This window comes from Microbacterium sp. NPDC055521, from assembly GCF_053619695.1.
The window spans coordinates 239,938-251,985 of sequence record NZ_JBSHJX010000002.1 but is presented as its reverse complement, the minus strand read 5'-3'; the positions used below and the strand labels follow the sequence as shown (position 1 = coordinate 251,985).

General features: G+C 70.6%; 13 protein-coding genes. 6 read left to right on the top strand and 7 right to left on the bottom strand.

From position 1 onward, the window contains the following. Positions 1-29 precede the first annotated feature (29 nt). Genes ACWGSM_RS03080 through ACWGSM_RS03070 form a run of 3 tightly spaced genes read left to right on the top strand, consistent with a single transcriptional unit; the run spans position 30 to position 2,277 of the window. Positions 30-365, top strand: a complete 336-nt coding sequence (locus ACWGSM_RS03080; RefSeq protein ID WP_452321498.1) for a thiamine-binding protein — start codon at positions 30-32, stop codon at positions 363-365. A gap of 58 nt (positions 366-423) precedes the next feature. Continuing rightward, on the top strand, positions 424-1,623 hold the full coding sequence (locus ACWGSM_RS03075) for an MFS transporter (protein ID WP_452321497.1): 1,200 nt from the start codon (positions 424-426) through the stop codon (positions 1,621-1,623). Positions 1,624-1,632: 9 nt separating this feature from the next. After that, complete coding sequence (locus ACWGSM_RS03070; RefSeq protein ID WP_452321496.1) at positions 1,633-2,277, top strand: NUDIX hydrolase; 645 nt, start codon at positions 1,633-1,635, stop codon at positions 2,275-2,277. An 18-nt stretch (positions 2,278-2,295) separates the two neighbouring features. Here ACWGSM_RS03070 and metX read toward each other — a convergent pair whose 3' ends face one another. Then, positions 2,296-3,501 (bottom strand): homoserine O-acetyltransferase MetX, encoded by a 1,206-nt coding sequence (metX, locus tag ACWGSM_RS03065; RefSeq protein WP_452321495.1) that lies wholly within the window; start codon positions 3,499-3,501, stop codon positions 2,296-2,298. 121 nt (positions 3,502-3,622) lie between these two features. Further along, positions 3,623-4,945: a bifunctional o-acetylhomoserine/o-acetylserine sulfhydrylase gene (locus ACWGSM_RS03060; protein WP_452321494.1), complete on the bottom strand. Its 1,323-nt coding sequence runs from the start codon at positions 4,943-4,945 to the stop codon at positions 3,623-3,625. A 152-nt stretch (positions 4,946-5,097) separates the two neighbouring features. On the opposite strand from ACWGSM_RS03060, the gene ACWGSM_RS03055 reads away from it, so the two are divergent. From ACWGSM_RS03055 to ACWGSM_RS03045, 3 genes are read left to right on the top strand one after another with little or no spacing between them, the layout of a single operon-like run. After that, complete coding sequence (locus ACWGSM_RS03055) at positions 5,098-5,880, top strand: SDR family oxidoreductase (RefSeq protein WP_452321493.1); 783 nt, start codon at positions 5,098-5,100, stop codon at positions 5,878-5,880. After that, positions 5,880-6,578 carry a uracil-DNA glycosylase gene (locus ACWGSM_RS03050; protein ID WP_452321492.1) on the top strand — a complete coding sequence of 233 codons (699 nt, stop codon included), beginning with the start codon at positions 5,880-5,882 and terminating at the stop codon, positions 6,576-6,578. The genes ACWGSM_RS03055 and ACWGSM_RS03050 overlap by 1 nt, the downstream gene beginning before the upstream one ends. Then, a complete protein-coding gene (locus ACWGSM_RS03045; protein ID WP_452321491.1) occupies positions 6,575-7,078 on the top strand; it encodes an N-acetyltransferase family protein in 504 nt (167 codons plus the stop codon). Before ACWGSM_RS03050 ends, ACWGSM_RS03045 begins: the two co-directional genes overlap by 4 nt. 13 nt (positions 7,079-7,091) lie before the next feature. On the opposite strand, the gene ACWGSM_RS03040 is transcribed toward ACWGSM_RS03045, so the two are convergent. Genes ACWGSM_RS03040 through ACWGSM_RS03020 form a run of 5 tightly spaced genes read right to left on the bottom strand, consistent with a single transcriptional unit; the run spans position 7,092 to position 12,043 of the window. Continuing rightward, the gene (locus ACWGSM_RS03040; RefSeq protein WP_452321490.1) at positions 7,092-7,904 is read right to left on the bottom strand and encodes an ABC transporter ATP-binding protein; all 813 of its coding nucleotides are present in this window, start codon (positions 7,902-7,904) and stop codon (positions 7,092-7,094) included. After that, positions 7,901-8,704 (bottom strand): ABC transporter ATP-binding protein, encoded by an 804-nt coding sequence (locus ACWGSM_RS03035; RefSeq protein WP_452321489.1) that lies wholly within the window; start codon positions 8,702-8,704, stop codon positions 7,901-7,903. The genes ACWGSM_RS03040 and ACWGSM_RS03035 overlap by 4 nt, the downstream gene beginning before the upstream one ends. Beyond that, complete coding sequence (locus ACWGSM_RS03030; protein WP_452321488.1) at positions 8,701-9,567, bottom strand: ABC transporter permease; 867 nt, start codon at positions 9,565-9,567, stop codon at positions 8,701-8,703. Before ACWGSM_RS03030 ends, ACWGSM_RS03035 begins: the two co-directional genes overlap by 4 nt. Then, positions 9,567-10,520, bottom strand: a complete 954-nt coding sequence (locus ACWGSM_RS03025) for an ABC transporter permease (RefSeq protein WP_452321487.1) — start codon at positions 10,518-10,520, stop codon at positions 9,567-9,569. Before ACWGSM_RS03025 ends, ACWGSM_RS03030 begins: the two co-directional genes overlap by 1 nt. Then, on the bottom strand, positions 10,517-12,043 hold the full coding sequence (locus ACWGSM_RS03020) for an ABC transporter substrate-binding protein (protein WP_452321486.1): 1,527 nt from the start codon (positions 12,041-12,043) through the stop codon (positions 10,517-10,519). The genes ACWGSM_RS03025 and ACWGSM_RS03020 overlap by 4 nt, the downstream gene beginning before the upstream one ends. Between the last annotated feature and the right edge of the window lie 5 nt (positions 12,044-12,048).

The following is a 12,048-nucleotide window of genomic DNA, read 5'->3' as shown; positions in this document are numbered from 1 at the left end:
ACAGATCGACCACGAAAACAGGAGGAACCATGCTCGTCGCATTCTCAGTCGCCCCATCCGGTGACGGCCGCTCAGGTGATTCGGTGCACGACGCCGTCGCGGCCGCCGTGACGGTGGTGCGCGAGTCGGGCCTCGCGCACCGCACCACCAGCATGTTCACCGAGATCGAGGGGCCCGACTGGGACTCGGTCATGGATGTGGTCAAGAAGGCCACCGAGGCGGTCATGCCGTTCGGGTCGCGCGTCTCGCTCGTGCTCAAGGCCGACATCCGCCCCGGCTACAGCGGCGAGCTGGATGCCAAGATCGAGCGTCTCGAGAAGGCCATCGACGCTTCCGCCGACGGTGACGCGACCGGCCGGCAGTGACCCCGCAGGGCGGTAGCATGAGCGGGTGACTCCCTCGAATCCTTCGAGGGGGGCGGCGATGAGGGCGCTCCTCTCCCTCGCCATCGGCAGCTTCGGCATCGGCATGACGGAATTCGTCATCATGGGCCTGCTGCCCGAGATCGCCCAGGACCTGCTGCCAGACGTGTGGGCGGTGAGCAGCGAGCAGGCGATCGGCCAGAGCGGGCTGCTCATCTCGCTGTACGCGCTCGGCGTCGTGATCGGCGCGCCCACCATCGCCGGTGCGGTGGCGCGCTTCCCGCGGCATCGTGTGCTGCTGGCGCTCGCGATCGCGCTCACCCTCGGCAACGCGCTCACCGTGGTGCTGCCGGGCTTCGGGCTGGTCGGCGCGTCGAGACTGCTCGCCGGGCTGCCGCACGGCGCGTACTTCGGCATCGGCGCTCTCGTGGCGGCCGACGTGCTCGGCCCTGGCAAGCGCGCGCAGGGCGTCGCGTTCATCCTGACCGGCCTGACCGTCGCCAACGTCGTCGGCGTGCCGCTGGGCACCTACCTGGGGCAGCAGTGGGGGTGGCGCACGGCCTTCCTCGTCGTCACCGCGGTGTTCGCCGTCGCGGCGGTGTGCATCGCCCTCTTCGTGCCACCGCATCCGGGGGACCCCGGCCGCACCCTGAGATCCGAGCTGGGCGTGTTCCGGGTACCGCAGATCTGGCTCACGCTCGGCATGGGGGCGATCGGCTTCGGCGGGTTCTTCGCGATGTACAGCTACATCGCCCCGCTGGTCACCGAGGTCGCCGGTGCTCCGCAGTGGGTCGTGCCCGTGACCTTGGTGCTGGTCGGTGTGGGCATGACGGTGGGCAACCTGGCGGGCGGCCGTCTGGCCGACCGCGATCTGCGCGGCACGCTCATCTGGGGCCTCGCTGCGCTCGCCGCGGTGCTCGTGCTGCTCGCCGTGCTGGCGTTCTCGGTGGTGCTGCTGATCATCACCGCCATGCTCGTCGGCGCGCTGGCGTCGGTGCTGAGCCCGGCGATCCAGACCCGTCTGATGGATGTCGCGGGCGACAACCAGTCGATCGCCGCGGCGCTGAACCACTCGGCGCTGAACATCGGCAACAGCCTGGGCGCCTTCCTCGGTGGGGCGGCGATCTCGCTCGGCTTCGGCTACACCGCACCGGAATGGGTGGGTGCGGTGCTGGCCGCGCTCGGCCTGGCCATCACGCTGATCGCCTACCGTGCGCAGTCGCGGACGTCGGTGGCGGTGGGCGCCCCACGCGCGCACTAGAGTGCCGGTATGGATGCCCCGATGCGCGTCGCCGGCACGGCCGTGGTGCTGCGGGATGGGGTGGACGGCCTGGAGGCGCTGCTGCTGCGGCGCCCCGCCACGGGGTCCTTCCCCGGCGCCTGGGTCTTCCCCGGTGGCCGAGTGGATCCCGGTGACGAGCGCGAGGGCGGCGACGAGGAGCAGACGGCCCTGCGCGCGGCCGTCCGCGAGACCCAGGAGGAGGCCGGCATCGGCATCCGGGGTCTGGTGACGCTCTCGCGCTGGGTGCCGCCGGCCGAGACACCGGTGAGGTTCCGCACCTGGTTCTTCCTCGCCCGCGAGAGCGGTGAGCCGCTGCGGCCGAACCCGGGTGAGATCGAGGAGGCGGTCTGGATGACCCCTGCTCGCGCCTTCGCCGGACACGCGGTGGGAGAGCTCACGCTCTTCCCGCCGACCTGGATCACCCTGCATGCGCTGCGTGAGCACGCGACGGTCGACGACGCGTTCGGGTCGGTCAGCGGGTTCGCTCGCTACGAGACGCGGATGCAGAAGCTCGAGCGCGGGATGCGTGCGCTGTGGGAGGGCGACGAGGAGCATCCGGATGGGCCGGGCGCGCCGGGCGCGCGGCACCGGCTGACCATGAGCACGCTGCCGTGGGTGTACGAGCGGGGCTGACCGGCATCCGGCGGCCTGTCACGACGCGAGCAGCCGCTCCAGATGGGCCCCGACGGGGTCGGTCTCGATGAGGAATCCGTCGTGCCCGAAGTCGCTGGATAGCACCACGGTCTCGCCGTCGATGAGGTTCGGGATGCTGCGCGCGATGCGCTGCTGCCCGTCGACGGGGAACAGCCGGTCGGTGTCGATGCCCAGCACGAGCGTGCGCGCCGTGACGGTGTGCAGCGCCTGCTCGACCCCGCCGCGATCGCGGCCGATGTCGTGCGAGTTCATCGCCTCGACGACCGTGAGGTAGCTGTTCGCGTCGAAGCGGCGGGTGAACTTGTTGCCGTGGAAGTCGAGGTACGACTCGACCGCGAAGCGTCCGCCGCGGCCGAGAGGAGACACATCCGACTGCCACGACCGCTGGAACCGCTGGTTGAGCTCGATCGGACTGCGGTAGTTCAGCAGCGCCATGCGACGCGCCAGGGCGAGGCCGCGGTGCGGGCCCTCGCCGAGTGCCGCGTCGTAGTACTCGCCGCCGGCGAACCGCGGGTCCATGCGCACCGTCTCGAGCTGCACGAAGTTCAGCGCCAGCTGGTCGGCGGTGGTCACCGGGGGAGACGAGAGCACGGCGAGGCGCTCGACCCGCTCGGGCTGCATCACCGCCCACTCCAGCGCGTGCATCCCGCCCATCGAGCCGCCGATCACCGCGGCCCAGCGACCGACGCCGAGCGCGTCGGCCAGGGCGATCTGCGCAGCGACCTGGTCGCGGATGGTGAGGTACGGGAAACGGGATGCCCATTCCCGGCCGTCCGGGGCGATGCTCGCCGGCCCGGTCGATCCCTGGCATCCGCCCAGCATGTTCGGGGCGATCACGAACCAGCGGTCGGTGTCGATCGCCGACCCGGGTCCGACGATGTCCTCCCACCATCCGGCGGTGGGGTGGCCCGCGCCTGCGGGGCCGCGGACGTGACTGTCGCCGGTGAGCGCGTGCAGGATCAGCACGGCGTTGTCGCGCGCCTCGTTCAGTTCGCCCCAGCTCTCCCACGCCAGGCGCGTGGCCGGCAGCAGCTGGCCGTTCTCGGTGCGGAAGTCGCCGAGGAAGGTGAAGCGGCGCTCGCCTGCAGGGTCGCCGTCGCGCCAGGCGCCGGTCGCCGGCGGCCTGGCGCGCAGCAGACGCACATCGGCCTCGGTCACGGGAGCCGATGGCACCGTGTCCTCAGAGGTCGTCTGCCAGTCCATGCGTCCATTCTCGCCTGTGCGCCCCGGGGCCCGGGGCAGGTTACGGGCGGGCGGTTGGCTTCCACGCGCGGATGCCCCGAACCGAACGGTCCGGGGCATCCGCGTCTGACGAGGAGATGGCTCAGGCGCGAGCGGCCTCCGCGACGCGGCGGGCCGCCGCGAGAGCGCTGTCCAGGTCGACCTTGAGGTCGTCGACGTTCTCGAGACCGACCGAGAGGCGCACGAGACCGGGCGTCACGCCGGCCGAGAGCTGCTGCTCGGGCGAGAGCTGCGAGTGCGTGGTCGAGGCCGGGTGGATGACGAGCGAGCGCACGTCGCCGATGTTGGCGAGGTGGCTGAACAGGCTCAGGCTGTTGACGAACTCGCGTCCCGCCTCCACGCCGCCCTTCAGCTCGAACGACAGCACCGCTCCGACGCCCTTGGGCGCGTACTCGTTGGCCTTGGCGTACCAGGGTGACGACGGCAGACCCGAGTAGTTCACCGAGGCGACGTCGTCGTGGGTCTCGAGCCACTCGGCGATCTCCTGCGCGTTCTGCACGTGACGCTCGATGCGCAGCGACAGGGTCTCGACGCCCTGGATGAGGTTCCATGCGCTCTGCGGCGAGATCGCGGAGCCGAGGTCGCGCAGCAGCTGCACGCGCGCCTTGATGACGTAGGCGAGGCCATCGCCGACTGCGGTCGTGTACGACGCGCCGTGGTACGAGGGGTCGGGCTCGGTGAGGCCGGGGAACTTGTCGACGTGCTGCGACCACGCGAAGGTGCCGCCGTCGATGATCGCACCGCCGATGGTGGTGCCGTGGCCGCCGAGGAACTTGGTGACCGAGTGGGTGACGATGTCGGCGCCGTGCTCGAACGGACGGATGAGGTACGGCGTCGCGATGGTGTTGTCGACGATCAGCGGCACGTCGTTCTCGTGGGCGACGTCGGCGACGCCGCGGATGTCGAGCACGTTGATCTTCGGGTTGCCGATCGTCTCGGCGAAGAACAGCTTCGTGTTCGGACGCACGGCTGCGCGCCACTCGTCGAGGTCGTCCTGGTTCTCGACGAAGGTGACCTCGACGCCGAGCTTGGCCAGGGTGTACTTGAAGAGGTTGTACGTGCCGCCGTAGATCGCGCTGGAGGCCACGAAGTGGTCGCCCGCCTGAGCGATGTTCAGGATCGCGAAGGTCGAGGCGGCCTGGCCGCTGGAGAGCACGAGGGCCCCCGTGCCGCCTTCGAGAGCGGCGAGGCGCTGCTCGAGCACATCCTGCGTGGGGTTCTGGATGCGGGTGTAGATGTTGCCGAACTCGGCCAGCGCGAACAGGTTCGCGGCGTGGTCGGCGTTGTCGAACACGTACGAGGTGGTCTGGTAGATCGGCGTCGCGCGCGCCTTGGTGACCGGGTCGGGCGCGGCGCCCGAGTGGATCTGCTTGGTCTCGAAGCGCCAGTTCTCGGCTGCGGTCATGACGTGCTCCCAGGGTTCGGGTCGTGGGGTCGTTCGGCTGGATGCCTGCAAGCGACACTACGAAGCTGCGCGGGCGTCGACAAGCGCCGGGAAATGTTACGTAACACGGCGGGATGGCCGGATCCGGCCGTGTTGCGCATACGGTGGAGGGCATGGTGATCAGACGTGCCGTGGTGACCGGAGCGAGCTCGGGTATCGGAGAGGCGACCGTGCGCGTGCTGCGCGCCCAGGGCTGGGAGGTCGTGGGCGTGGCGCGACGGCAGAAGCGCCTGGCGCAGCTGGCAGCCGAGACCGGTGCGTCGACCATCGCGTGCGATCTGACCGACCCTGCTGCCGTCACGGCCCTCGCCGAAGAACTCGAGCGCACCGGTCCGGTGCACGCGCTGGTGCAGGTCGCCGGGGGTGCTCGTGGCACCGACAGCGTCGCGCAGGGGGCGATCGACGACTGGCAGTGGATGTACGACGCCAACGTGCTCGCCACGCAGCGGCTCGTCGCGGGCCTGCTTCCGCTGCTGCGCCGGGCCGCGGCCGCCGACGGCCATGCCGACACGGTGTTCGTCACCTCGACCGCCGCGCAGACCGCGTACCCGGGAGGCGGCGGCTACAACGCGGCCAAGGCCGCCGAGTCGATGCTCGTGAAGGTGCTGCGCCAGGAACTGCACGGCGAGCCGATCCGCGTGGTCGAGGTCGCGCCGGGGATGGTGCACACCGAGGAGTTCGCGCTCAACCGTCTCGGTGGGGACGCGGCAGCAGCCGAGTCGGTGTACGACGGCGTCGCCGAGCCGCTGATCGCGGATGACGTGGCCGAGCTCATCGCCTACGCGCTGAACGCACCGCGTCGCGTGAACCTCGATCTGGTCACCATGCGCCCGCTGGCGCAGGCCGCGCAGCATCTGCTTGCGCGCGGTGCGCTGCACGTGCGCACGGACGACTGATGCGGCGCACCCTCGCCGAACTCGCCGAGGACGGCTCGGTCGACCCCGATTGGGCGCAGGCGCTCGAGCCCGTGCAGCCGCTGCTCACCGAACTGGGCGACCGGCTGCGGGCTGAGCAGGCGGCGGGCCGGGGCTACCTTCCCGCCGGCGCGAACGTGCTGCGCGCCTTCCAACGGCCGCTGGCCGATGTGCGGGTGCTGATCACCGGACAGGATCCGTACCCGACGCCCGGTCACCCGATCGGCCTGTCGTTCGCCGTCGAGCGCGAGGTGCGCCCGCTGCCGCGCAGCCTCGGCAACATCTACCGGGAACGCCACAGCGACCTCGGCATCCCGCCGGCGCCGCACGGCGATCTCACCGCGTGGAGCGATCAGGGTGTGCTGCTGCTGAACCGGGTGCTGACCGTGCGGCCGGGTGCTCCGGCATCCCACCGCGGGTGGGGTTGGGAGCGGGTGACCGAGCTGGCGATCCGCGCGCTCGTCGCCCGCGAGCAGCCGCTGGTGGCGGTGCTGTGGGGGAGGGATGCCGCGGCGCTGAAGCCGCTGCTCGGCGACGCGTCCACGATCGAGTCGGCGCATCCGTCGCCGCTGTCGGCGAACCGGGGGTTCTTCGGCTCGCGCCCGTTCTCACGCGTGAACGCGCTGCTCGAATCCATGGGCGCCGACCCGGTCGACTGGCGCGTGGCTGGGGACGCGTGAGCGAGCTGCGGGTGCGTCCGGTGGCGGATGCCGATCTGCCCGCGATCCGCGACATCTACAACCACTACGTGCGGTCGTCCACCGTGACCTTCGACGAGATCGAGTCGACGGACGCCGAGTGGGAGGGCAAGTCCGCTCGGATCGCTGACGCGGGCATCCCGTTCCTCGTCGCCGAGACCACGGACGGCGACCTGCTCGGGTACGCGCTCGGCGTGCCCTGGTCGTCGAAGTCGGCCTACCGGTTCACGATCGAGAACTCGATCTACCTCGCCCCGTCGGCGGCGGGCCGGGGAGTGGGCCGGGCGCTGCTGGCGATCTTCCTCGACCGATGCCGCGATGCGGGTCTGCGACAGGTCATCGCCGTGATCGCCGACCGGGGCGCCGACGCGTCGATCGCGCTGCACCGCAGAGCGGGCTTCGTCGACGCCGGCCGGCTCACCGAGGTGGGGGAGAAGTTCGGCGACCGGCTGGGCGTGCTCTTCCTGCAGAGAGCGCTGTAGCGCTCGCCGCGTCTCAGGGCGACGGGATGACCGGCACCGCCGCGAGCAGGCGCCTCGTATACCCCTGCTCGGGATGCTGCAGCACCGCGGACACCGTGCCGCGCTCCACGATGCGGCCGTCCTTCATCACCGCGACCGTGTCGCTGAGATGCTGCACCAGTCCGATGTCGTGCGAGACCGTGATCATCGTCAGCCCCTCATCGACGCGCAGCCGGGCGAGCAGGGCGAGGATCTGCGCGCGCACGGTGACGTCGAGCGCCGACATCGGCTCGTCTCCGACGAGGATCCGCGGTCGGTGCACGATCGCGCGCGCCAGGGCGATGCGCTGGCGCTGCCCTCCCGAGAACTCGTGCGGATGCCGATCGGCCATGTCGGCGTCGAGGCCGACCTGCGCGAGCACCTCGCGCACCCGCGCACGCCGGTCACCCGGGATGTCGAGGGCCCAGAGCGGCTCGGCGATGATCCGCCCGATGCTCATCCGCGGGTCGAGCGATGCGTACGGGTCCTGGAACACCAGCCCGGTCTCCCGGCGCAGCCAGTGCAGCGACCTCGCGCTCGCCGCGGCGTCCACATCGCGGCCGGCGACACGCACCCGACCGCTGGTCGGCCGGTCGAGACCGAGCAGCAGCTTCACGAGCGTCGACTTTCCCGATCCGGATTCGCCGATCAGCCCCAGCGACTCGCCCTCGGCGACCTCGAGGTCGGTCGGGTGCAGCGCGATGCTCGTGCGGGGACGATCGAACATCGTGCGCCGTCGCACGGGAAAGCTGCGGCTGAGACCCTCGGCGACGACGAGTCCACGGTCGGCGCGGGCAGGCGAGCTCATTCTTCGGGCCTCTCGTCGCCGGCATCCGCTCGCCACAGCGTCGCGGTGGCGTCGCGCAGCAGAGCCCGGGTCACCGGCGATGCCGGCGAGCCGAGCAGCGTCGGGATCGGAGCCTGCTCGACCACGCGACCGTGCTCGAGCACGACGCCGTGGGTCGCGACCTGCGAGAGCACGGCGAGGTCATGCGTGATGAACACGAGCGACATCCCCTCATCGGTGACGAGACCGAGCAGCAGCTTCAGCACCTCGGCCTGGATGGTCACGTCCAACGCCGTGGTGGGCTCGTCGGCGATGAGCAGCCGGGGGCGGCACGCGAGCGCCATCGCGATGGCCACGCGCTGCCGCTGACCGCCGGAGAGCTGGTGCGGGTAGCGATCGACGATGGATGCCGGGTCCGGCAGCTGCACGCGCGCCGCCTCGGCGAGGGCGCGCTCGCGCGCCTCGCGTCTGCCGATCCGCTCGTGGATGCGCACCGATTCGGCGATCTGCCTGCCCACGGTGCGGATCGGGTTGAGCGCGGTGCGCGGCTCCTGGAAGACCATGCCGATCTCGTCGCCGCGCAGACGGGCGAGGTCGCGGTCGGGCATGCCGACCAGCTCGGCGCCGTCCCAGCGGATGCTGCCGCTGACCCGGGCGTTCTCGGGCAGCAGGCCGAGGATCGCGAGCGCGGTCATCGACTTGCCCGACCCGGACTCGCCGATCAAGCCCAGCCGCTGACCGTCGGCGACGGTGAACGAGACGCCGTCGACCACGCGCGCGCCGTCGAGCTCGACGACAAGCGATTCGACCTCGAGCGTCATGCGACCACCTCCGGCACGTGCACCTGCGCCGAGCGTCGCGTGAGCGTCGGGTCGGTGGCCTCGCGCAGCGCGTCGCCGAGCAGGTTCAGGCCCAGCACGGTGAGGGTGATGGCGATGCCCGGCCAGACCACGGTGAGCGGATGCACGCCGATGTAACGCTGCAGGTCGGCGAGCAGTGTGCCCCACGAGGCCTCGGTCAGCGACGCGCCGAATCCGAGATACGACAGTCCCGCCTCGGCGAGCACCGCGACGGCCATCGACCACGACAGCTGCACGATGAAGACCGGGGCGATGTTCGGCAGCAGGTGGCGGGTCAGGTTCTGCCCGGTGGAGAGTCCGGATGCCCGGCCCGCGAGCACGAAGTCGCTCTGCTGCACGCGCCGCAGCTCGGGGCGGGTGACACGCGCGATGCTCACGCCGAAGCCGATGCCTACCGCGAAGACGACCACCCACAGCGACCCGCCCCAGACAGCCGAGATCATCATGGCGATCATCAGTACCGGGAACGCGATGAGGATGTCGACCAGCACGGCGACGCTCTCGCGCACCCATCTCGTCGTCAGCGCCCCCAGGGCGGCCAGCGAGACGCCGACGAGCGTGGCGATGACGCCCGCCCCGACGGCGACGAAGGCCGTCGTGCGCGCGCCCGCCATGATCAGGCTGAGGATGTCGCGTCCCGTGCCGTCGGTGCCGAGCAGGTGCGGCCAGCCGGGCGCTGCCCACCGTCCGCGCACGTCGGTGAGCATCGGATCGAACGGTGTCCAGAACAACGAGACGACGGCGGTCAGCGCGATCAGCGCCACGACGAGCACGGCGAACCGGCCCGTCCACGACGACAGCAGCACGCGCAGCCAGCGGGGCATCAGCTCTCCTCCGCTCTCTGCCGCGGATCGACGGCGTGGTGCACGAGGTCGACGATGAAGCCGATGATCAGCACGAACCCGGTGAGCACCAGCAGCTCGCTCTGCACCTTGACAAGATCGCGCGTGCCGACGTCAGCCACCAGCATGCGGCCGATGCCGGGCAGGGTGAACAGCTGCTCGATGACCACCGAGCCCACGATGATGCCGGCGACCTGCACCCCGAGCACCGTGACGATCGAGAGTCCCACCGCGGGGATGCCGTGACGGATGAGCGCCTGGCGGCGGGTCAGCCCCTTCGCTGCGGCGGTGCGCACGAAGTCCTGCCCGGCCGCCTGCAGGGTGGCGCTGCGCACGAACCGCATGAGCATGGCGCCTTCGACGATGCCGATGGTGAGCGCCGGCAGCAGCAGCGATTCGAACGCCTCGGCCGGTGTCGTCCAGCCCGAGCGGGGGAAGCCCTGCGCGGGCAGCCAGCCCAGCCAGTGCGCGAAGACGACGACCAGCATCATTCCGGCCCAGATCACGGGCACGGCGGCGAGAGCCTGTGCTCCGAAGCTGAGCGCGGTGCCGCCGGCGCGGCCGCGCAGCACCGCGGATGCCACGCCGAACGGCACGGCGATGAGCAGGGCGATGGCCAGCGCCATCAGCCCGAGGGGAACGGTCACACGCGACTTCTCGACCAGCTCGGCGCCGACTGAAGCACCGCTGAGCTGCGAGGTGCCGAGGTCGCCGCGCAGGATGCCGCCGATCCAGTCGGTGTACTGCGCGGGCAGCGGCTTGTCGAGGCCCAGCGATTCGCGCAGCGCCGCGACGGTCTGCGGGTCGGCCTGGGTGCCGGCGATGAGCTGCGCGACGTCTCCGGGGAACACCCGCAGGGTGAGGAAGATGATCGCGCTCGACACGAGGAGCCCTGCGAGCAGCAGGGCTCCCCGAGTGAGCGCGTAGCGGATCACTCCGCGGACTTCGTCACGCCGGCGAGGTCGATGCGCGAGTTGACCGAGTCGGTCGGGAAGCCCGAGACAGCGGCGGTGTGCGCGGTGAGCGTGGCGCCGTTGTACAGCCAGTCGGCCGCGTGATCCTCCGAGACGATGCGCGCGGCCTTCTTCAGCAGGTCGGCGGACTTCTTCGGGTCGATCTCGGTCTGGGACTGCGCGTACAGCTTCTGCACCTCGGCGTTGTCGTAGCCGAAGTAGTAATCGGGATTGGCGAAGTTCACGAAGTCGCGCGGCTCGACGTGCAGCACGAAGCTGAGCTCGTAGTCGTGGTTCGTGTAGACGTCGTCGAGCCAGGTCGGGAACTCGACGCGCTTGACCTCGAGCGAGACGCCCACCTTCGCGTAATCGGACACCAGCACCTGGGCCGCGGTCGTGCCGTAGAAGGACGGGATGGTGAGGGTGAGGTCGAGCTTCTCGTGACCGGCTTCCTTCAGCAGCTTCTTCGCCCGCGCGGGGTCGTAGGGTGCGACGTCGCTGAGATCCTCGTACCCGGGGTCGAGCTCGGGGATGGGGCCGTAGAGCGTCTGGCCGGCGCCGATCGCCTCGACGAGCGCCTCGTGATCGACAGCGAGTCGCAGCGCTTCGCGCACCCTGACGTCGTCGAGCGGGGCCATGCGGTTGTTGAAGGCGAGAGTGGCCTTGTCTGTGGTGCGACCGGTCGTGATCGTGAAATCGCCGGTGTCCTCGAGCTGAGAGACGAGGTTCGGGTCGACGGCGGTGAGCACGTCGAGCGTGCCGTCGAGCGCGGCGTTCACTCCCGCGGTGAAGTCGGGGATGTACTCGAACACGACCTCGCCGATCGTCGCCTTCTCTCCCCAGTACTCGTCGTACCGATCGAAGGTGATGGCGCTGCCCTTCGCCCAGCGGTCGAGCACGAACGGTCCGGTGCCGTTCTCGGCGGTCTTCAGGTCGGTCGTGTCGCCGTTCTTGAACACCAGTCCGGCGGGGCCGGTGAGGGTGAACAGGAAGTTCTGGTCGGGCTTGGTCAGGGTGATCGTCACCGTCTGAGCATCGGGGGCTGCGATCGCGGCGACGCCGGCGAACTCCGCGTTGCCCTGCACACTGGCATCCGTCCTGACCGCCTCGTAGGAGGCGACCACGTCGGCCGAGGTGAGGGGAGTGCCGTCGTGGAAGGTGACGCCCTCGTTGAGGGTGAACTCGTATGTCAGTCCGTCGGACGACATCTCGTACGCGCTCGCCAGGCGCTCCTCGATGCCGTTCTCCTGCGTGCGGGTGACGAGCCCTTCGTAGATGTTGTCGACGAGCACCTGCTCGAGAGCGGCACCGCTGGTGTGCCGGATGTCGAGGTTGGTCGGCTCGAGCACGAGTCCGACCGTGAGCGTCGCGTCGGGATCGGCGGTGGCGGATGCCGCCGGCGTGGGCTCAGCGGCCGGGGTGCAGGCGCTGAGCGCGAGCGCGCCGACGGCGAGGAGGCCGAGCGCGGCGATTCCGGCGGAGCGCCGGGAGGGGGAAGCAGACAAGGGGC

Excerpts from the sequence above, each read along its gene's own strand:
- ACWGSM_RS03080 (WP_452321498.1), top strand. The coding sequence starts at position 30 with ATGCTCGTCGCATTCTCAGTCGCCCCATCCGGTGACGGCCGCTCAGGT.
- ACWGSM_RS03075 (WP_452321497.1), top strand. The coding sequence starts at position 424 with ATGAGGGCGCTCCTCTCCCTCGCCATCGGCAGCTTCGGCATCGGCATG.
- ACWGSM_RS03070 (WP_452321496.1), top strand. The coding sequence starts at position 1,633 with ATGGATGCCCCGATGCGCGTCGCCGGCACGGCCGTGGTGCTGCGGGAT.
- metX (WP_452321495.1), bottom strand. The coding sequence starts at position 3,501 with ATGGACTGGCAGACGACCTCTGAGGACACGGTGCCATCGGCTCCCGTG.
- ACWGSM_RS03060 (WP_452321494.1), bottom strand. The coding sequence starts at position 4,945 with ATGACCGCAGCCGAGAACTGGCGCTTCGAGACCAAGCAGATCCACTCG.
- ACWGSM_RS03055 (WP_452321493.1), top strand. The coding sequence starts at position 5,098 with ATGGTGATCAGACGTGCCGTGGTGACCGGAGCGAGCTCGGGTATCGGA.
- ACWGSM_RS03050 (WP_452321492.1), top strand. The coding sequence starts at position 5,880 with ATGCGGCGCACCCTCGCCGAACTCGCCGAGGACGGCTCGGTCGACCCC.
- ACWGSM_RS03040 (WP_452321490.1), bottom strand. The coding sequence starts at position 7,904 with ATGAGCTCGCCTGCCCGCGCCGACCGTGGACTCGTCGTCGCCGAGGGT.
- ACWGSM_RS03035 (WP_452321489.1), bottom strand. The coding sequence starts at position 8,704 with ATGACGCTCGAGGTCGAATCGCTTGTCGTCGAGCTCGACGGCGCGCGC.
- ACWGSM_RS03030 (WP_452321488.1), bottom strand. The coding sequence starts at position 9,567 with ATGCCCCGCTGGCTGCGCGTGCTGCTGTCGTCGTGGACGGGCCGGTTC.